General features: G+C 69.9%; 19 protein-coding genes. 7 read left to right on the forward strand and 12 right to left on the reverse strand.

Annotated features, from left to right (window positions below; all coding sequences use genetic code 11):
- Positions 1-126: 126 nt before the first annotated feature.
- The 3 genes from IG99_RS23705 to IG99_RS23715 form a co-directional block, all read right to left on the reverse strand.
- Positions 127-1,641 carry a VMAP-C domain-containing protein gene (locus tag IG99_RS23705; protein WP_158973231.1) on the reverse strand — a complete coding sequence of 505 codons (1,515 nt, stop codon included), beginning with the start codon at positions 1,639-1,641 and terminating at the stop codon, positions 127-129.
- 51 nt (positions 1,642-1,692) lie between these two features.
- Entirely contained in the window at positions 1,693-2,001 is a 309-nt protein-coding gene (locus IG99_RS23710) for a trypco2 family protein (RefSeq protein ID WP_037676900.1), read from the reverse strand.
- Positions 2,002-2,207: 206 nt separating this feature from the next.
- Positions 2,208-3,098, reverse strand: coding sequence for an NAD(P)-dependent oxidoreductase (locus IG99_RS23715; protein ID WP_037676901.1), 891 nt, complete (start codon positions 3,096-3,098; stop codon positions 2,208-2,210).
- 129 nt (positions 3,099-3,227) lie between these two features.
- Between IG99_RS23715 and IG99_RS23720 the strand changes: the two genes are divergently transcribed.
- The 3 genes from IG99_RS23720 (at position 3,228) to IG99_RS23725 (ending at position 4,975) form a co-directional block, all read left to right on the forward strand.
- Positions 3,228-3,884 carry a TetR/AcrR family transcriptional regulator gene (locus tag IG99_RS23720; RefSeq protein WP_078947854.1) on the forward strand — a complete coding sequence of 219 codons (657 nt, stop codon included), beginning with the start codon at positions 3,228-3,230 and terminating at the stop codon, positions 3,882-3,884.
- Between the two features lie 156 nt (positions 3,885-4,040).
- Positions 4,041-4,190, forward strand: coding sequence for a hypothetical protein (locus IG99_RS48845; RefSeq protein ID WP_158973232.1), 150 nt, complete (start codon positions 4,041-4,043; stop codon positions 4,188-4,190).
- A gap of 14 nt (positions 4,191-4,204) precedes the next feature.
- The gene (locus tag IG99_RS23725) at positions 4,205-4,975 is read left to right on the forward strand and encodes a DUF2637 domain-containing protein (protein ID WP_037676902.1); all 771 of its coding nucleotides are present in this window, start codon (positions 4,205-4,207) and stop codon (positions 4,973-4,975) included.
- Between the two features lie 30 nt (positions 4,976-5,005).
- On the opposite strand, the gene IG99_RS23730 is transcribed toward IG99_RS23725, so the two are convergent.
- The 6 genes from IG99_RS23730 to IG99_RS23750 form a co-directional block, all read right to left on the reverse strand.
- The gene (locus tag IG99_RS23730; protein WP_078947867.1) at positions 5,006-6,313 is read right to left on the reverse strand and encodes a sugar ABC transporter permease; all 1,308 of its coding nucleotides are present in this window, start codon (positions 6,311-6,313) and stop codon (positions 5,006-5,008) included.
- Positions 6,314-6,438: 125 nt separating this feature from the next.
- Positions 6,439-7,218, reverse strand: coding sequence for an ATP-binding cassette domain-containing protein (locus IG99_RS23735; protein ID WP_199815584.1), 780 nt, complete (start codon positions 7,216-7,218; stop codon positions 6,439-6,441).
- A gap of 28 nt (positions 7,219-7,246) precedes the next feature.
- Complete coding sequence (locus IG99_RS23740; protein WP_078947855.1) at positions 7,247-8,341, reverse strand: sugar ABC transporter substrate-binding protein; 1,095 nt, start codon at positions 8,339-8,341, stop codon at positions 7,247-7,249.
- 83 nt (positions 8,342-8,424) lie between these two features.
- The gene (locus IG99_RS23745; protein WP_037676905.1) at positions 8,425-9,342 is read right to left on the reverse strand and encodes a hypothetical protein; all 918 of its coding nucleotides are present in this window, start codon (positions 9,340-9,342) and stop codon (positions 8,425-8,427) included.
- A 206-nt stretch (positions 9,343-9,548) separates the two neighbouring features.
- Positions 9,549-9,704, reverse strand: coding sequence for a DUF397 domain-containing protein (locus IG99_RS50435; RefSeq protein ID WP_394298044.1), 156 nt, complete (start codon positions 9,702-9,704; stop codon positions 9,549-9,551).
- On the reverse strand, positions 9,658-10,575 hold the full coding sequence (locus IG99_RS23750) for a helix-turn-helix domain-containing protein (protein WP_037676906.1): 918 nt from the start codon (positions 10,573-10,575) through the stop codon (positions 9,658-9,660). Before IG99_RS23750 ends, IG99_RS50435 begins: the two co-directional genes overlap by 47 nt.
- Before the next feature lie 143 nt (positions 10,576-10,718).
- Between IG99_RS23750 and IG99_RS23755 the strand changes: the two genes are divergently transcribed.
- The 4 genes from IG99_RS23755 (at position 10,719) to IG99_RS23775 (ending at position 14,230) form a co-directional block, all read left to right on the forward strand.
- Entirely contained in the window at positions 10,719-11,297 is a 579-nt protein-coding gene (locus IG99_RS23755; protein WP_078947857.1) for an ATP-binding protein, read from the forward strand.
- A 52-nt stretch (positions 11,298-11,349) separates the two neighbouring features.
- The gene (locus IG99_RS44265; RefSeq protein WP_051865816.1) at positions 11,350-12,108 is read left to right on the forward strand and encodes a ZIP family metal transporter; all 759 of its coding nucleotides are present in this window, start codon (positions 11,350-11,352) and stop codon (positions 12,106-12,108) included.
- Positions 12,109-12,323: 215 nt separating this feature from the next.
- A complete protein-coding gene (locus IG99_RS23770; protein WP_037676907.1) occupies positions 12,324-13,790 on the forward strand; it encodes a tyrosinase family protein in 1,467 nt (488 codons plus the stop codon).
- 2 nt (positions 13,791-13,792) lie between these two features.
- On the forward strand, positions 13,793-14,230 hold the full coding sequence (locus IG99_RS23775) for a hypothetical protein (RefSeq protein WP_037676908.1): 438 nt from the start codon (positions 13,793-13,795) through the stop codon (positions 14,228-14,230).
- A gap of 46 nt (positions 14,231-14,276) precedes the next feature.
- Here IG99_RS23775 and IG99_RS23780 read toward each other — a convergent pair whose 3' ends face one another.
- From IG99_RS23780 to IG99_RS23790, 3 genes are all read right to left on the reverse strand, one after another.
- Positions 14,277-16,127: a DUF262 domain-containing protein gene (locus tag IG99_RS23780; RefSeq protein ID WP_037676909.1), complete on the reverse strand. Its 1,851-nt coding sequence runs from the start codon at positions 16,125-16,127 to the stop codon at positions 14,277-14,279.
- Positions 16,128-16,441: 314 nt separating this feature from the next.
- Positions 16,442-17,056: a hypothetical protein gene (locus IG99_RS47765; protein WP_037676910.1), complete on the reverse strand. Its 615-nt coding sequence runs from the start codon at positions 17,054-17,056 to the stop codon at positions 16,442-16,444.
- Between the two features lie 119 nt (positions 17,057-17,175).
- Positions 17,176-17,988 (reverse strand): class I SAM-dependent methyltransferase, encoded by an 813-nt coding sequence (locus IG99_RS23790; protein ID WP_037676911.1) that lies wholly within the window; start codon positions 17,986-17,988, stop codon positions 17,176-17,178.
- Between the last annotated feature and the right edge of the window lie 113 nt (positions 17,989-18,101).

Here is an 18,101-nt window from a genome sequence, read left to right on the forward strand (position 1 = left end):
GCATGGAGGAGGCAGACAGACCGGCGCGGGACCGATAGCGGCTGGTCGATGCACATGGGTTCATCGCGTGGCACGTCCTCTCACCGTCGGGCCACCGTTCGCGATCCCGCGAGCCGGCCTGCCGGTTCACCGCTGCACCGGCGCATGGTCCGGGCCCGGCGGGCCGGGTCTGCGCTCCGGGTCGTCGAGCAGGATCGCGAGGTGGCGTCCCACGTGGTTGTCCCATCCCTCGGGGCCGACCGCCAGCGCTTCTCTGCGCCATCTTCCGGCCCGCTCCAGAAGGCTGCCCAGTCCACGGTCCTGCACGATGTCCGCGACCGCCTCCTTGAACGCGGGGTCGGAGCAGTCGCCGCGGTGCCAGATCATGGCCGGGATCCCGGCCCGCAGGGCCGCCCTGAACTCCTGGCGGCTGGTGAGGGAGTCACCGCCCGGCGGCTCGCTCAGCACCAGGCAGACGGCCTGCTCGTCCTCCTTCAGCTCCCGCTCCAGGTGGAAGTGGGACTGCCCCGGACGGTTCCAGTAGGAGTGGCTGTCGGCGGGCTGTTCCTTCAGCTGGCGCCACTTGTTGTGCCAGGGCCGGTGCCAGGAGGCCTTGCGCAGGCGTTCGAAGCTGCGGAGCAGGACGGGGTAGTCCAGCACCAGGGGCGTGGGGGAGGAGCCGGACTCCTTGTTCCACCACTCGACCGGCTCACTGAGAAGTTCCCACGGCAGGATGAATTCGAGGACGACCGGTTGCCGCAGGTCCGACCAGCGCTCCTCGGTCTGCTCGATGAGCTGCTCGACCTCCGAGGGCAGCTCGTCGCGGTGCAGGTGCAGCGTCTCGCCGGGGACGGGGTGCCAGCCCTCCGCGTCCGACTGCCGCCAGTGGGAGAGGTAGTAGCGCTCGGGGTCCACGCCGTCCGGCTCGAACTGGATCATCAGATACGCCGGGACCAGCGACGGCGGCGGCTGGGCGACCCCGCCGCGCTGCCACTCGGCCATCCGCTCCTCCAGGCCCCAGCTGAGGGCCTGCTGCCGGTTCCAGCGCCGCAGCTGTTCCGCCGCCTCCGCCTTGCCGTCCTCCATCAGCTGGTCGGCGGCGAGCGACAGGAACGCCATGCTCACGGGCAGTTCCCTCGCCGCCGCGTTGTCACCGGCCAGCCGTAAGAACACCGCCCAGCCCGTGTCGCACCACGTCGGCAGCTCCTGGGTGCGAGAACGGCTCGCCCGGCGCGCCATCGTGGCCAGGGCGGCCGTCGACCGCATCTCCAGCAGCACGGGCCGCAGCGGATGCAGGTCGGCGCCGTCGAAGAAGTCCACGGCCTCCCACTCGTCCACCAGGCGCCGCAGCACCCCGACGGCCGCCGACTGCTGCTCCACGTACCCCAGACACCGCGCCAGGGACGACAGCCCGTCCGGGAACCGGGCGCACTGCTCGACGAGTTGGAACAGCTGCGCGCGCAGCTTCTCGCTGCGGACGAGCTCCACCGGGGAGCCCAGCTCCTGGCCGAGATAGCCCACGACCAGGTCGGCGCTGTTGGGGTGCCGCATCGCGTCCGATTCCTGGAGCGCGCTGACGACCTCGGCCACCAACTCGTTGCGAACCCGTGCAGGGCTGCGCCCTTCCACCCCCGTGACCTCCCGATCGCCCGCGACCGTCATCGAGTTCGTCCTGATCGTGCCGACCAGCGTACGGCCCCACGTCCCCCCACGTCAGCGCTCATGGTCGACCTCGTCCGCGGAGATCAGCACGGTGTGGTGGGTGCCGTCGGGGGCGACCAGCTTCGGTTGCAGGGTGAGGCTGACGCGGTGGGTGCGCAGCGTCCCCGTCGAAGCGTCGGCCCCCGCCTCGACGACCCAGAACCGCACCTTGCCGCCCGCTCCGCCCTTCCGGTCCACCGCGACGGTCGCCTCCACTTCGACGGGCCCGAGCTCGAACCGCACCGGCCCGCCCGCCCCGTCCGTCATCGCGGCGTTCAGCTCATGCCGCAACTGCCGGATCATCTCCGCGAGTTCGATCACACTGTCCTCCCCGTGACATCCACCTCCCTCAGTTCTACAGGTGTCGGCTGAGGCTCGCCCGGGCTTGGGTGGAGATGGGGGATTGGGGGCCGAAAAGGGCGCAGGGGGCGGCAGGGGCGGGTATGGGTGCCGAGCGTGCGTCAGGCCCGTGCCGACCAGGGCGCACGTCCATACTGACCGGGGGGCACGACCGTACTGACCGGGAGTCACATCCGTACTGAGCGGGTGCCCTCCGTCCGGGCCTCCAGCGCGCGCAGCACCGCCACCATGTCCGCCCCGCCGTGCCCCTGCGCCACGGTCTCGTCGAAGAGGGCGTGGCATACGTCGAGGAGGGGAGAGGCGAGGTCGGCCTTGCGGGCCGCCTCGGCGATCAGGCGGTTGTTCTTCAACACGTCCGCGGCGGCCGCCTGGACGGCGAAGTCCCGGGCCAGCAGTTTGGGTGCCTTCATACGGAAGACGGGGCTGGCCATGGGGCCCGCGTCCAGTACGTCGACGAGGAGGCGCTGGTCGAGACCGTGCCGGTCGGCGAAGTGGAACGCCTCCGTCAGACCGGTGACCAGCGTGATCAGGAACAGGTTCACCGAGAACTTCATCAGCAGCGCACCGGGGACGGCACCGCAGTCGAACGTCTCCCGGCACATGGGCGCGAGCAGGGGGCGTACGACCTCCAGGGCGGGCCCGTCACCCGCCAGCATCGCCACCAACTCCCCGCGCTCCGCCGGTACGCGTGAACCGGAGACGGGTGCCTCGACGTAACTCCCGCCCGCCGCACGGACGGTGGCCCCCAGGCCGGCCGAGTACTCCGGCGAGGTCGTGCCCATGTGGACGACGGTGCATCCGGCGACGCGGGCCGCGAACTCCGGGGTGCCGCGCCCCAGCACCGCGTCGATCGCGGGCTCGTCGGCCAGCATCAGGATCACCACCCCGGCCCGCTCGAACACCTCGCCGGCGTCCGCCGCGACCCGCGCACCGGCGGCACGCAGGGGGTCGCACCGGGCCGGGGTGCGGTTCCAGACGACGAGGGGCGTCCCCGCGCGGGCGAGGTTGAGCGCCATGGGCTGCCCCATGACCCCGAGACCGACAAAACCCAGGTACACGCTGCACCACCGTCTTCTCGTCACCGGGACACCCGGCCGTGCGGGAGTATGACAGCGGTCATAGTAGCCACCGTTATGACAGCGGTCATAGAGTGAGCCCCGGATTGGTCGAACGCGGGGAGGACGAGGATGACCGCGGCCGAACACGGCCCGCGCGAGCGGATGGTCTTCAGCGCGGCCCAGCTCATTCGGCGCGACGGAGTCGCCGCCACGGGCATGCGCGAGGTCGCCGCCCATGCCGGCGCGCCCCGCGGCTCACTCCAGCACTACTTCCCCGGCGGCAAGGAGCAGCTGGTCAACGAGGCGCTGGGCTGGGCCGGCCGCTACGCCGGCAACCGCGTCGCCCGCTTCCTCGCCGCGCTGCCCGAGCCGACGCCCGCCGGGCTGTTCGCCGAGATGGTCCGGCAGTGGACCGACGAGTACGAGACCACCGGGTACGCGGGCGGCTGCCCCGTCGCCGCCGCCACGGTGGACTGCGCGGAGTCCACCGTGTCCACGCGCGAGGCCGCCTCCGCCGCGTTCGCCGCCTGGACCGGCCCGGTCGCCCACGCCCTGGCGGACATGGGCGTACCGCGGGAGCGCGCCACGCCTCTCGCCACGCTCATGATCAGCTCCCTGGAGGGCGCGATCCTCATCGCCCGAGCCGAACGGAACACCCGCGCCCTGACGACCGTGTCCCGCGAACTCGGCCCGCTGCTCGACGCGGCGGCAGTGAATCCTATTTGCTGCTCAAGAATTGGTGAGAAGAAAACCCACTCCATTCATAAAGCGAATGACAAAAATTAAAAAAGGCTCTCATCAACGTTTCCCGCGCGCCAGGGTCACTCATTTGCCGCGCATCCGGAGGAGAGGGTGCGGCGTTAGCGGGTCATGACGGAAGCGATGCCTCATGATCTGCCCCGCCGCAGTGCGGGGCAGGATAATCTGCTTACGGCCCGCGGTGTGGAAGTGGGGAAATACGCCTACGCGCCGCTCCTGGTCACCGAGCCGCTGCTCCGCGAGTTCCTCACGCTGCTGGAGGCGGCCCAGGAGGACCTGAACCGACGGTGGAACGGCCAGGGGACCCTCGGCTGTCGCGCGGACCACGCCTGACGGGGCGTATTTCCATGAATCACGACTATGCGGATCCCGCCTACGCGCGGCGTGAATGGTTTTCAGAGACATACCCCTGTGGTCCGGGTCCCGGCTGGCACGGCAGTCCCGTCGATGCCCTGCACTCGGGTGCCCCCTTGGTGCCTCCCGATTCGGACTGGGATCCGGTCGAGGAACTCGCCTTTCTCCTCCAGGAGGCCGTGCCGGCGGAGCAGGCGGCCGGCGTGCCACCACCGCGTAGCGAGCCGTCGCACGGCGCCGACTTCCCCGACCCGAGCGGGAACCTGGCGCAGATCACCGCTCAGGCGCCGCCCGCCCGGCGTTCTTCCGCCGGGCACCGGAAGGTTCGCGTCCGGAAAGCGCGTCTCAAGTGGTTGCAGACCGGCAGCTTCGTGATCCTCTCGTTCGTCGCCGTCATCGTGGCGATGGTCAGTGTGTTCGGCGGGATGGTGGCCTACGCGCCCTTGCGGAGCATCACGCCCGACACGAAGGCCGGAATGTTCACCTGGTGGCCGCTCCTCGTGTACGGCCCCTGGATGGTGGCCTCTCTCTCCATCCTGCGCACCACGCTGCACCGACGCCGGGCCGCCCACTCGTGGTTCATCGTTTTGTTGTTCTCCTCCGTCGCGATGATGCTGTGCGTGTCCCAGGCCGAGAGAACCTTCACCGGTATCGCCGGAGCCGTCCTGCCGGCCCTCGCGTCCCTGGCCAGCTTCCAACAACTGGTGCGACAGATCACCCTGACCCTGCCCCCGCGACAGGGCGCGCGCCGCCACCGGCAGTAGCGCCATGTCGTGAGCCCCCGCCCGTATCCCTCAGACCCGTCCGCGTGACTCCGCGGCGCGCCGTGCCAACGAGTCGAAGACCACCGCTGCGAACAGCACCCCACCGGTGATCATGGACTGGACCGGCGGCTCGACCCCCAGCAACGCCATTCCCGAGGCGATCGACTGGATGATGAGCACCCCCAGCAGCGCGGACCAGGTCGAGCCGCGCCCGCCGAACAGGCTGGTGCCACCGATGACGGCGGCGGCGATGGCGTTGATCAGCAGCGTGCCGGAGCCCGGGACCTGACTGGCCGAGGTGAGCCGGGACGCCACGAACAGGCCGCCGACCGCGGCCAGGGTCCCCGACACCATGAACACCGAGACCTGCGTCCGCGCCACGTCGACCCCGGCCCGCCGGGCCGCCTCCACACCGCCGCCCAGCGCGAGGACCTGCCGGCCGTAGGGCGTACGGCGCAGGAGGACGTCCGTGACGACGATGACCGCGAGGAAGATCAGCAGAGCCAGTGGCAGGCCCTCGAACCGGCCCAGCACGGCGACCGCGGTGAACGCGACGACCGCGAGGAGGACCGTGCGGGCCCAGATCTCACCCACCGCCCGGTACGGCATCCCGGCGGCGGCGCGCCGCCCGCGGTCGTGGAGGGAGACAAGGAGGTACCCGGCCGTACCGAGCGCCGCCAGACCGTAGGTGACCACGGGGGAGCCGAAGTAACGGCTGGTCAGTGAGGCGACCAGCCCGTCCTCGCTGAAGTTGATCGAGCTGTCCGGCCCCAGCAGGTAGAGCATCAGACCGTTCCAGGCCAGCAGGCCCGCGAGGGTGACGACGAACGCGGGTACGCCGATCCTGGCGAAGGAGAACCCCTGCACGGCCCCGGCGGCCGCGCCGCAGCTCACCGCGATGATCACGGCGAGCCATTCCGGCATGCCGAGGTTCACGTTCAGCGCCGCGAACAGGGCGCCCGCCAGTCCGGCGAGCGAACCCACCGAGAGGTCGATCTCGCCGATCAGCAGGACGAAGACGATGCCGACGGCGACCATGCCGGTGCCGACGATGTCCACGCTGAGGACGGACAGGTTGCGCGGCGAGAGGAAGTTGTCGTTGAGGCTCTGGAAGACCATCCAGGTGATGCCGAGTGCGAGCAGGGCCGGGGCGGAACCGAGCTCCCGCCCACGCAGCCCATGCAGCCCACGCAGCCCACGCAGCCCACGCCGGACCGCGCCGGGGTAGGCCCTGAGGGTTCCGGCACGGTCGGTGAGCCGCCCGGAGTGCCACCGGAGTCCGCCGGGGCGTTGGCCGGGGCTCTCGTCGTGGCTCTCGTCGTGGCTTCCGTCGTGGATTTCGCCGCGGCCCCCGTCGTGACGGCCGTCGCGACGGCCGTCACGGGATGTGTCGTCCCCGCGGCCGTCCTTGGACGTGGTCTCGTCGGCGCGTGTCCGGGCGCGCGCCCGGGGCCCGCGCCCCCTCACGGCCATGCCTCCTCCGGGCGGGTCGGACGATGGGCGGCGGAGTTGTCCGCCGCGCCCGTGATGGAGGAGATGATCTGTTCCTGGGAGGTGGTGTTCACGTCGAAGAGGCCGTTGTTGCGGCCGAGGCGCAGAACGGCCACCCGGTCGGCGACGGCCTTGATGTCGCCCATGTTGTGGCTGATGAGGAGGATCCCGAGACCCCGGTCGCGCAACTGCTCGATGAGGTCGAGGAGCTGGCCGGCCTGCTCGACACCGAGGGCGGCGGTGGGTTCGTCGAGGAGCAGCAGCCGCGGTGTGCCGAGGAACGAGCGGGAGATGGCGACGACCTGCCGCTGGCCGCCGGAGAGGGTGGCGACCGGCACCCGTACGTCGGGGATGCGGATCGCCAGGGTGTCCAGCAGCTCGCGGGTGCGGCGCTCCATCTCGACCTCGTCGAGGATGCCGAAGCGGTGTATCTCCCGGCCGAGGAAGAGGTTGCCGACGACGTCGAGGTTGTCGCACATCGCGAGGTCCTGGTAGACGGTCGCGATGCCCAGGGCCTGGGCGTCCTGGGGGCGCTTGATCTGGACTGCGCCGCCCTGCCACTCGATGACGCCCCGGTCGGCGGGACCGGCCCCCGAGACCACCTTGACCAGGGTGGACTTCCCGGCGGCGTTGTCGCCGACCAGGGCGACGACCTCCCCGGCCCTGATCTCCAGCTCGACGTCCACGAGCGCCTGGACGGCCGCGAAGCGCTTGGAGATGCCACGCAGTGCCAGCAGGGGCTGAACCGCCACGGGGCCCCCTCCTTCCGCCGGGGAACGCTCATCGGGTGAGGCCGGCCTTGTCGCAGGCGGACCGGAGATTCGGGGTGCAGATCTGGTCGATCGTGTACACACCGTCCTTGACCAGAGTGTCCTTGATGTTGCCGACGGTCACGGAGACCGAGGGGAGCAGGACCGCCGGGACGTCCTTGGTGGTGGGGCTGTCGACGGTGTCGGTGGCGATGGAGTCGACCGGGTCGCCGCGTCCCAGGGCGACGGCCATCTTCACGGCGGCGTCGGCCTGGCGCTTGAAGGGCTTGTACACGGTCATGTACTGGTCGCCCTTGACGATCCGCTGCGCGGCCACGAGGTCGGCGTCCTGGCCGGTGACCGGGGGCAGCGGCCTGACCTTGCGGGCGTTGAGCGCGGAGATCACGGCACCGCCGAGGCTGTCGTTGGCGGCCAGTACGCCGTCGATGGTGTCCGGGCCCAGGGCGGCGATGGCGCCGGTCATGTTGGCGTAGGCGTTCTCCGGGCGCCAGCCCACGGTGTCGTAGGACTTGCCGATCCTCACCTTGCCGTTGAGTACGGAGAGAGCGCCCCGCTTGTACCAGCCGGCGTTGGGATCGATCGTGGCGCCGTTCATCATGACGATCTGACCGCCCTCGGCCTTGTCGCCCATGGCCTTCAGCAGCCCCTCGCCCTGAAGCCTGCCGACCTCGGCACCGTCGAAGGTGACGTAACCGGAGATGGGCCCTTCCGCGAGCCGGTCGTAGGCGACGACCGGGATCCCGGCCCGGTGCGCCTCCTCGACCGAGGGGCGCAGCAGCGCGGGGTCGACGGCGGCGATGATCAGGACGTCCACACCCCGCGTGATCATGGACTCCAGCTGTTGCCGCTGGACCGCCGGGTCAGGCGTGGCGGCGACGCTCGGCGCCGGGCAGTCCGCGCACAGCTCCTTCAGCTTCTTCTCGATCAACGGCTTGTCGAACTGCCCGAACCGCGAGGCCCCACCCCCGGGAAGCAACACCCCCACCGTGATACCGCCGTCCCCACCCCCGGCACCACCCCCGCCCCCACCACAGGCCCCGACGAGACTCAGTCCGACGGCGACCACGACTGCTACAGAGAGACGGGAGAGGGAGCTGGGCTTCATATCTGGCATACCCCCACAAATGGGCGCTTCCTGCCAAGCCTAACCAAGCCCCCGGCCCCTCGTTCGCCCCACCACCCCCGACCTCAGCAGGCCGCACGGAGAGGATCGACGGATCCCCAGGACGTACCGGATCGGCACTCCCGGCACCGCCCGGGCTCCGGTGCGCGGAAGGCACGGTCGCAGCCGTCGCAGGTCTGGAAGGGCAGAACGACCGGTCGCTCACTGGCCTGCGGGGCAGGGCGTGGGGGCGGCGCGGGCAGGGGCGTTTCCCGGAGGCGGAAGGCGAGGATGCCTGCCGGGCGGGCGAGGAGGTGGTCGGGGAGCCCCGCGGTGAGCAGCTCGGTGATCTGGTGTGCTCCCACCCCGGCCGCGAGCCACCGTGCGACGGCCGGGGCCAGCCGCGCGGCTTCCCGCTCGGACAGGAGCAGGCGCGGATCGATCCTGCGCAGGGTGGCGAGTACGGCGACGGCCTGCGGGTCGGCGTCGGCGAGCGGGGCGATCGTCTCCGGCCCGGCCTGCGCGGGCACCGTTGCCGCGGCGGCGGGCTGCTTCTCCGGCTGCTTCTCGGGCTGCTTTTCCGGCTGCTTCTCGGGCTGTTTCCGGGCCCGGGGCGGCTTGGGCGGCTCGGGAGGATTGCCGGGGCCGTCTCTGCCGGCGGGTACGTCGTAGAAGTACGTCCGGGTGCGGATCCGGCCCGAGGGCAGGCGCTCGCGGCGGCGTTCCAGGTAACCGGCGGTTTCGAGTTCCCTGAGCGCTCGCGAGATCAGGATCTCGCCCTCGCTGAAGTGCTCGCACAGGGCGGTGATGCTCACGGGAGAGCCGTCGGGCAGGGAGGAGATGTACGCCGCGACACCGACCGTGACCGCGCTGCCGCGCCGCTGGACGAGCGCGTTGGCGATCACGGTGAAGTCGGCCGTCAGCCGGGTACGTACGTGGATCACGCCGGAGGTCGGGGCTCCGGCGTCGGCGCGCAGGCGCGCGTTAGACTGCGAGTCAGCCATTGGGAAGGTTGGTTCTTCCTGATCGGTCAGGCCCTCGATCGGGATGCCAGTCCCGGCCGGGGGCCGTTGTCTGTGTGCGGTTGTCGCGGCGAACGTAATCCCCCAGATCCCGCGCCTGCAAGCCGGTCACCCGGACGGGTGACGCGGCCTCGCAGCCGGGGCGGGTGGGCGGGTGGGTAGTTCTTTCCCCCGGTTCTTTGGGGAGGTCAGCGGCCCTCCGGACCCTCGCGGACAAGGCCCCGGCGAGTCGCGCCTATGAAGGCCGCCCACGAGTCGGCGTCGAAGCACAGCACCGGCCCGTGCGGGACCTTGCTGTCACGGACGGGGACGACGGCTGCCGGGAAAATGTCGGCCACCTCCACGCAGTTGCCGCCCTCCTGATTGCTGTAGCTGCTCCTGCGCCAGGCGGCGCCGTTCAGTTCGGGACGGGACATTGGCTCCACGGTGGTTGTCCTCCATCACGGATCTGATCATGTCGAGCGACATGAGCGGGGGCAGAGCTGCCGCCCTCAGCCGATCGTAGGTCAGCGCGAAACTCCTGACCTCGTCCGGATCCTCGATGAGTTGGCCGTAGTGCGCGCCTTCCGTGTAGGCGACCTCCGCGCCGTCCGGCATGGTGAGGAGCGTGAGCGAACCGCCCATGACAGCGTGCTCACCCTGGTCGAACGGCAGTACTTGGACGGTGATGTGGCGTGCCGTCGCGGTGCCGAGCAGCCGCGCCAACTGCTCGCGCATGACCGGGCGGCCGCCGACCGGGCGTCGGAGCACCGCCTCGTCGAGAACCACCCACAGCTCGGGACGGTCGGGTGCGCCGATCCGCTCCTGACGTCCCATGCGAAGGGCGACCCGCTCCTCCAACTGCTCTTTGCTGCCGAGCGTTCGACCGACTTTCAGCACCGCCCGCGCGTAATCCTCCGTCTGCAACAAGCCAGGCACCACATGAGCCGCGTACTCGTGGACGGCCACCGCCCTCTCCGCGTACTCCATGAACCTGCGCGACCAGTCCGGAAACGCCTCCCGGTACACGTACGGCCACAACTCGACGAGCAAATCGTCCGCACCGAGGGCCGCGTCCAGCGCCCGCGCCAGCTCCAGCGTCGGCTTGGCGCCGGACGCCCGCTCGATCTGGGTGATGCGCGTGCTCACCACGTGCGTCCTGTGGCCGAGCTCGGCCTGGGTCAGTCCGGCCGCGGTACGCAGCCGGCGCACCCGCGCCCCGAACAGCGCGGCCATCGACGTGCTGGGGTCAATTCCGTTGGCCAAAGCGTCACTTCCGTTCCTTACGAGCTGAAATGTAAGGCTCTGTCACCTGTCGAGCGTAGGGCGATCGGACGACCCTTGAGTACGGAACGTGACGAATCGAGTACGTCACGCGCATGCACGCAGCAGCCCGACAGGCAAGGACGGACAAGCCGTTGCTGACACGAACGACCACCGCCCCGGCGGAACACCCCTCTCGCACGGCTCAGTTCGCGTCCACTCCGCGAGGCGCGCACCTCGCCCGGCGCCTCGCCGTCCAGTGCATGGAGGAGTGGGGCTACCCACCGGTGTCGGACACGTCCTGCTCCGTCGCCCTCGTCGTCGCCGAACTGGCGGCGAACGCCGTCCAGCACGGCCGGACCCCCGGTCGTGACTTCGCCCTCCGCCTCACCCTCGACCCGGCCGCGTCCCTGCTCCGCATCGAGGTGGCGGACACCGCCTCCGCGAAACGCCCACCCGCGACCCCACCCTCCCCGCACCCCGAGAGCGAATCCGGCCGGGGCCTGCTCCTGGTGGACGCCCTGGCCGTGCGCTGGGGCTCGGAGCCTCGGCGGCCCGTCGGCAAGACGGTATGGGCCGAGCTGCCGGTCGAGGCGTCAACCCGCCCTCACCCGAACGGCGGACCTGTGCGGTCCGAATGCCACACCCACACCCTCGGGGAGGTTCGTGACATTGCGGGCGAGTGGGACACGTGACAGCGTCGCAGGGGCGTTCCTGGTGCGCTCGCTTCACGAAAGGTGAACCGCGATGGGTGCGGTGGTCGACGTGGGGGCGGGGGCCGTGCGGGCCTGGGGGGATTTCGATCGCGGCCAGTACGTGGGGCTCGTACTGATCGCGGTGGGGACCCTGGTCGGGGCCTGGCTGGAGCGGCGCTGGTCGCATCGGTCGACGGCGCTGCTCGGGGCCGCGTCGGGTGTGCTGCTGGCCGTGGCCGGGGCCGACATCGTGCCGCACGCCCTGGAACACGCAGGCGAGGCGGGCGTGCCCGGCTGGGTGGTGCCCGTCGTCGCCGTGGCCACCTTCGTGCTCCTGTCGGCCGGGCGCTGGACGGGCCGTCGGGGTGACCGTCGGGGCGACCCCGGGCGCCTCGCGTGCGGCGGGACGGCCGTGGCTCTCGTACTGCACCGTTTCGTGGAGGGCATGACCGTGGTCCTGCTGCCCTCGGTCGCCGTGGTGGCCGCGCTCTTCGTGCACTCCGTCAGCGAGGGACTCGCGCTCACGGCGCTGCTGGAGGCGCGAGGCCGGCGGCGCCTGAGTCCGTGGCTGATCGCCGCCTGCGTGAGCCCGCTCGTCGGCGGCTGGGTCACCGAGGCGGTAGAGGTGCCGGAGTGGGTGCACGTGCTGTTGCTCGCGCTGGTCGCGGGCGTGCTGCTGCGGGGCGCGCTGACGGCCTTGACGGTGGCGCAACGCAGGCAGCGGACAGGTGAGTTGATGGGCTCGCCGGTTCTGCTGGCGCTGGGCTCGGCGGTGGTCGTCACCGCGACGGCCGTACTGGTCCTGCGCTGACCTCCTGACCTGCGTCCGCTGAGTTGCGTCAGTGCGGCTCGATGCGATGCTGGAAGTAGATCCCCTGTAGGGGTATGCCCCTGTAGGGGTACGCGCGACACGCCCTTCAGAGGCATGCGCCTCGTGGCATGAACTGCCGCGCTTTTCCTCCACACCCCACCCCGGAGGGCAGAGCCATGGCCGGAGCGGTTCGAGAACGCCGTGACACGACGAAAATGACGGAAGCCTGGGACGACCAGCTCCTCTGGTACGCCAGAGCGGTACGGGCGATGCGTGCCAAGCCGGAGACGAAACCGACGAGCTGGATCTTCCAGGCGAACATCCACGGCACGCCCCAGGGCGAGCCCAGCGACAATCCGGAGTGGAACAACTGCCCGCACGGCGGCTGGTTCTTCCTGCCCTGGCACCGCGCCTACATCCTCTGCTTCGAGGAGATCGTGCGCCACGTCGTCAAGGACGAGCTGGGCGGTCCCGACGACTGGGCCCTGCCGTACTGGAACTACACCCGCGTCACGAACGGCGACCCGAACAGCCCGGAGTCCCAGGCGTGCCGTCGCCTGCCGCCCGAGTTCCTGACCCCTGACTGGCCCGATGGGGACGGGGCCAACCCGCTGTTCCTGGCACCCCCCGACCGGGACAAGGATGCCGCGGCCAAGCTCTCCATCCAGTGGCCCGAGGTGAATCCGCACCTTGCGATGCAGGCACCGCACTTCACCGGCGTGACGCAGTTCGGCAGCGAGGACACGGGCGGGGAGCTGATGCACTTCCCGAACGGCGGAACCGGTCTGCTGGAGGAGCAGCCCCACAACCACATCCACGGCTTCGTGGGTGGTGTGATGGGCGATTTCGCCTCCCCACGCGACCCCGTCTTCTGGCTCCACCACGCCAACATCGACCGCCTCTGGTCCGCCTGGCGCACCAACCCCGACCACAAGAACCCGACGGACGCGGACTGGCTCGGATTCACCCACCACTTCCGCGACGCCCAGGGCAACAGGGTGGGGTTCAAGTCCCAGGACCTCGTCGACGAACAGCAGCTCGGGTACAGGTACGAGTCCCTGACCGAGGGCGTGGGCCTCAAGCCCCCCGAGCGCCTGGTCGCCATGCTGGCCGTCGGCGCCGACCCTCCGCCGCAAACGGTGGTCGCCACGACCGGCCCGACCGGCCCGACCGACCTGGGCGAGGAGAGCGTCACCGTCCCGCTGAGCCCGGAGCCCGCGGCCGAGACCTCGGCCCTGACGGAGGCCGCCTCACCGGAGACCCCGTCCCGCGCCATCCTCACCATCGCCGACGTACGGGCCGACACCCCGCCCGGAACGAACTACCGCGTCTACCTCGGCGCCCGCCCGGACCACGAAGAGGACCTCGACCCGGAAGGCCCGTACTTCATCGGCCACATCCACTTCTTCGGCGCGGTCGGCGGCGACAACGCCCACCATCACGGCCACGGCGGCCCGGGGCTCACCTTCAAGTTCGACATCACCGACCAACTGACCGAGCTGCGCCGGATGGGCCGCTGGGACGGCGAGGGCATCCCGCCCGTCGTGGTGACGCCGGCCCCGCTCGGCCCGCCGCCCGACGCCGCCGGACTGGAAGCAGGCACCGGCTCGGTCATGCCGACGGTCCCGCCCGGGTCCCGGCCCCGCATCGGCAGCGTCTCCCTGATGACAACGGAGCCCTAGCGATGGACACAGCGGACCTGGCCGGCACGTACACCTACCGCAGCTTCCTCGACCGCCCCGAACCGGTCGACGACTTCAACCGACTCCGCTTCGCCCAACTGGAGCTGAGACTCTCCGTCGAGCCGGGCGGAGTGATCAGCGGAGCCCTGATCTTCCCCACGGACCCCGGCGAGGACCCCCTCGCGATGGACATCACGGGCAAAACCGCGAACGGCTCAGCCATGCACTTCACCCTCACGGGCCGCGGACAACCGGGCACCCCCATCGCGGACTTCCACTACGAATACGACGGCATCGTCCTGCCCCACTGGCCCACAGGCATCAACCAACGCCAGACCCTGGCAGGCACGGTCCTACGAGCAGCCCCCCACGGAACCGGCCCCACCCTGTCCCCGGCCGGCCAGACGGCCAGCTTCCTCGCGGTCAGACGCGACGGCTGAGGCTGCCCCCCGGGTGCGAGGGTATCCCGGAGGGTGATCGAGAGCGTCATTTGTTGTCGTGCGCGGAAGACAACGGGTCGGTGCGTAGATCCTCGGCATGCGGCCAGATGTCCAAGGACAGTGAGGCGAGATAGGCACCCCGCGTACGGATTCGATGCTCGTCCCAGGCGGTCGCCCAGTCGCTTATGTCAGTGTTCGGTGGAGCACTGAGCAAGGTGCCGTGGGTGAGGCGTAGCAGGCTGTGCTTGCCGAGCCACTGTCGTTTGTCCTCCCAGGCCATGTTGCCCAGGGTGGGATTCAGACGGGCGGTGACGAGGGTCAGGTTGCCGAGTGTGTGGACCAGTTCGTCGCGGTCGGCTCCTTCGGACGGATCGTTCTCAAGAGGCGGCCAGTTGTCGCGCCAGCTCTGCGGCATGACGTGCTCGATGGTCAACTTCGTACCGGCCTGCTCGCCGACCGGGACGGTGAGCTGTTCGGTGTGGTCAGTGCGCAGCTCGTCCTCCAGCGCTTCCAAGAGGATGCGTACGCTGCGGCGGACCAGACGGGAGTAGATGGGGTCATGTTCCAACGAGGCACGGAACTCGTTGTCGCTTGGCCAATGACGGTGGTGGCCCTGCAGCGCCGAGAGGGCCCTGACGATGGCTTCGTCCGCGCGGTCGGGTTGCCGGGCTACGGCCGCGACCAGGTCCCGGAAGACGTTGTTGTAGTCGCGGGTACTGAGATTGAGCAGTGTCCGGCGCACGAGGTAGCTGTCGATGGCTCGGATCGCCCGTCGCCGACGCTCCAGTGGCAGCACGGACTCGTCCAGGCCGTAGAGGAAGAGGAGCAGGGGCATCGGAGTGGAGGTCTGAAGGACCTTCATCCGGTACAGGAACCGTCCCTCGACGCCGTGCAGCGGATGGTCGTCGATGAGGTCATAGATTTCGGCGTACCGTGTCAGCTCGGCAAACACGTCTTCCGTGGGGACGGCAGACGAGAGCAGCCAGCGCTCGAACTCCTTGAACAGGGCCGAGGCGGTGAACTCGCGCTGCGTACGCATCGTGAGCCAGTACGTCAGGAACACGTCGAGGCGGCTTCGCGTAATTCGGCCAGTCGTCTGTTCCACGCGCCATTCGTCCTGGTCGAAGGGCGCCCAGTACGTTTTGTAGAGCCGGTCGACGTCCGCACCGGCACGTTCGGCGTCGCGGAACAGCAGGTTCTTGATCAGATCCGCGTGCTCCAGCGGAGTACCGCGGCTGTTCAGCGTCTCGAAGACGACCTGCGCGTCGTCGTGCTCTTCCAAGTCGATGATGACCAGACGCAGCTGTTCCCGCAGCGCCTGCACCAGCATCCCCAGCCGCTCGTGAGGCTCAGCGGCTTCGGCCAGCCACGCGTCGATCTCCTGCTGAAAGTAGGTGACGGCTTCGGCGAGCCGTCCTGCCCCGCCCTGGTTGAGCATGACGGTGCGGAACTCTTCACGGTCCGCGTTGGTCGGCCAGACTTTGTAGAGGTGGTCGGGGTGCTGGGCGCGGTCGAACAGGTCCTCGTCGTTCTCCAGGAACTTGCTCAGCAGCCGTACCGACCGCTCGTGGTTGTGAGCCGCCGCCGACAGGCGTGCCGCGAATAGGAACAACTGCAGTGTCGTCAGGCGCTGCTGGCCGTCGATGACCTGCCGCGTCTCCAGGCTTGACGACAGGTACGGGGTCTCGTCGAAGACGACCGCGCCGAGAAAGTGCGGCGCCACCGTCTCCCCAGTCAGTGCCGCCTGCTCGGCCCGCTCGACGGTGCGGCGGATGTCCTCCCACAGGGCCGACCAGTTGTCGTCCCGGTTCCACACGTACGGCCTCTGGAACAGCGGCACCGTGTAACGCACGTCTTTGCCGAAGATCCGCCGCAGGTCGACCGTGTCTGCTCTCATGGATGGGACCCCCTCCCTCGCGTCCAGGTTATTACCGTAGCGATCAATGCGCCGCCGAACTGAACTTCCTCCGGCTGACGCCTTGCACGGAGCCCAGCGGTCTGGCGCGGGAACCCGTCTATGCCGGCGGTCGGCGTACCACGTCGTCGTCCGTCACCTCGTACACATCGATGCGCAAGGGCTTGACCAAGGAACCCGTGCGGTCGGTCGTGGGTGAACTGCTGGAATGCTTCGGGCTGTTGGCTGACTGGCGCATCGAGCCATGCGAGGTCGAACTGCACCCGGAGCTCGCGCAGGACAGTCTCGACGTGGACTCAGTTTCCGGCTGCATCTGGGTTGGCGAGGGGTTGCACACTGGGCGGATTGGTGCCGATCGCGTGTGTCCGCGCACGAGAGTTGGCGTACGACGATTCCTCGTTTCCGAGTTCAAGCCGGACGACCGACGCGAACGCTCCGACCCGCACGGCACGCCTCGCGGCGAGCAGCTCATCCCGGAGTACGTCCACACTGTGCTGATAACCGGCCTCGATGGTCGAGAACCACTCTGTGCCGGCGTTGTCCATCGCGTGCAGTTGAGCCAGCAACTGATCGGCTGCCTCTGCGACCGTCGTGGGCCCGGCGATCGCCGCTCGACTGTGTGCCGCCGTCACCTCAGTCCACAGAGCGGCAGCACCGTCGAACAGCTCCCGGTCGGCGATTCCCTTGCCCAACGCGGAATCGAGCTGCCACCAATGCGTCCGGTACTGGTGAGCCGCATGGGCAAAGGCGTTGCATGCTTCCCGCCGCAGGTCATCTCTGCGCCGCCGCTCCTCGACGTCGAGTTGAGCTCGTGCCTGTCGGCTTTGGAAGGAGGCGGTGAGGAACCCGCCGGCCAATCCGCCGAGCGTACCGATGGAGGTACCGATCAGAGTTGCCACAGTCGCGTCCATGCCGGGATTACACCAGCGATGCCGAGTACGGACGGCCGAGACTGCCAAGAGGCGCTTGCTCGTGCGCGCGACTCCTTCAGCAGCCGTGCCTCGTGGGCCCCCGGACGGTCCCCGTTCCTCTACCGGCGGACCGCCGAGATCAGTCCGCCCGGCCGCTCCTCCCGCTGCGGCGGGCTGCTGAGCGGGCGGCCGTAGACGGCAGCGCACTCGCGCAGGGTGTGGCTGTCGGCCTCCCAGCCGTGTCCGGCCAGCCAGCCCACCGGGTCGTCCGGCATCTCCGAAACCCACATGGACGCCGCCGATCCCGGCACGGCGTCCACGCCGAACCGCTCAAGCACGCCGCGCGAGCCCAACGTCAGCCCCATCCGACTGCCCGCCGCCGACTGCGCACTGATCCGGGCCAGCAACAGCTCCACCGCGTCCTCCGGCAGATAGATCAGCAGCCCTTCGGCGATCCACACAGTCGGCACGGCCGGGTCGTGCCCCGCCGCGGCCAACGCGCCTGGCCAGTCCTCACGCAGATCAACCGCGACGGTGATCCGCTCGCAGCGCGCGACGGCCCGCTCCCGGCGCAGCACCGAAGCCTTGAAGTCCAGTGGGGCGGCGGTATCGACCTCGAACAGCCGGGTGCCCTCGGGCCAGTCCATCCGGAAGGCCCGGCTGTCCATACCGGCGCCGAGCAGCACGACCTGCCGGACTCCGGACGCGGAGGCCTGTTGCAACAGGTCGTCGAGGAACTTCGTCCTGATGACGATGGAGAACGACACGGCCAGCCGGCGGCGTCGCGCGGCCTCGTCATCGGGCGGCGGCGAGGAGGGCCACAGGCCGCCGGCGGTGGCGAAGGCCTGTGCCAGTGGGTCGCGGAACAGCGCGTTCTCCCGCTCGTTCTCCAGCGCCCGCACTCTGGCCACCCCCACCGCCGTGGCCCACACCCCCGACGGCTGCACCCGCTCCTTCTCATCAGCCACCGCGCCAGCCTAGAAGACGGAGCGCCCCAGCAGGGATCCCTCCGGCCGTCTGAACGGGCCTCAATGGGGCTCGGTCT

Origin of the sequence: Streptomyces griseus subsp. griseus (genome assembly GCF_000720255.1) — a bacterium.
In the GTDB taxonomy this organism is placed as follows: Bacteria; Actinomycetota; Actinomycetes; order Streptomycetales; family Streptomycetaceae; genus Streptomyces; species Streptomyces griseus_I.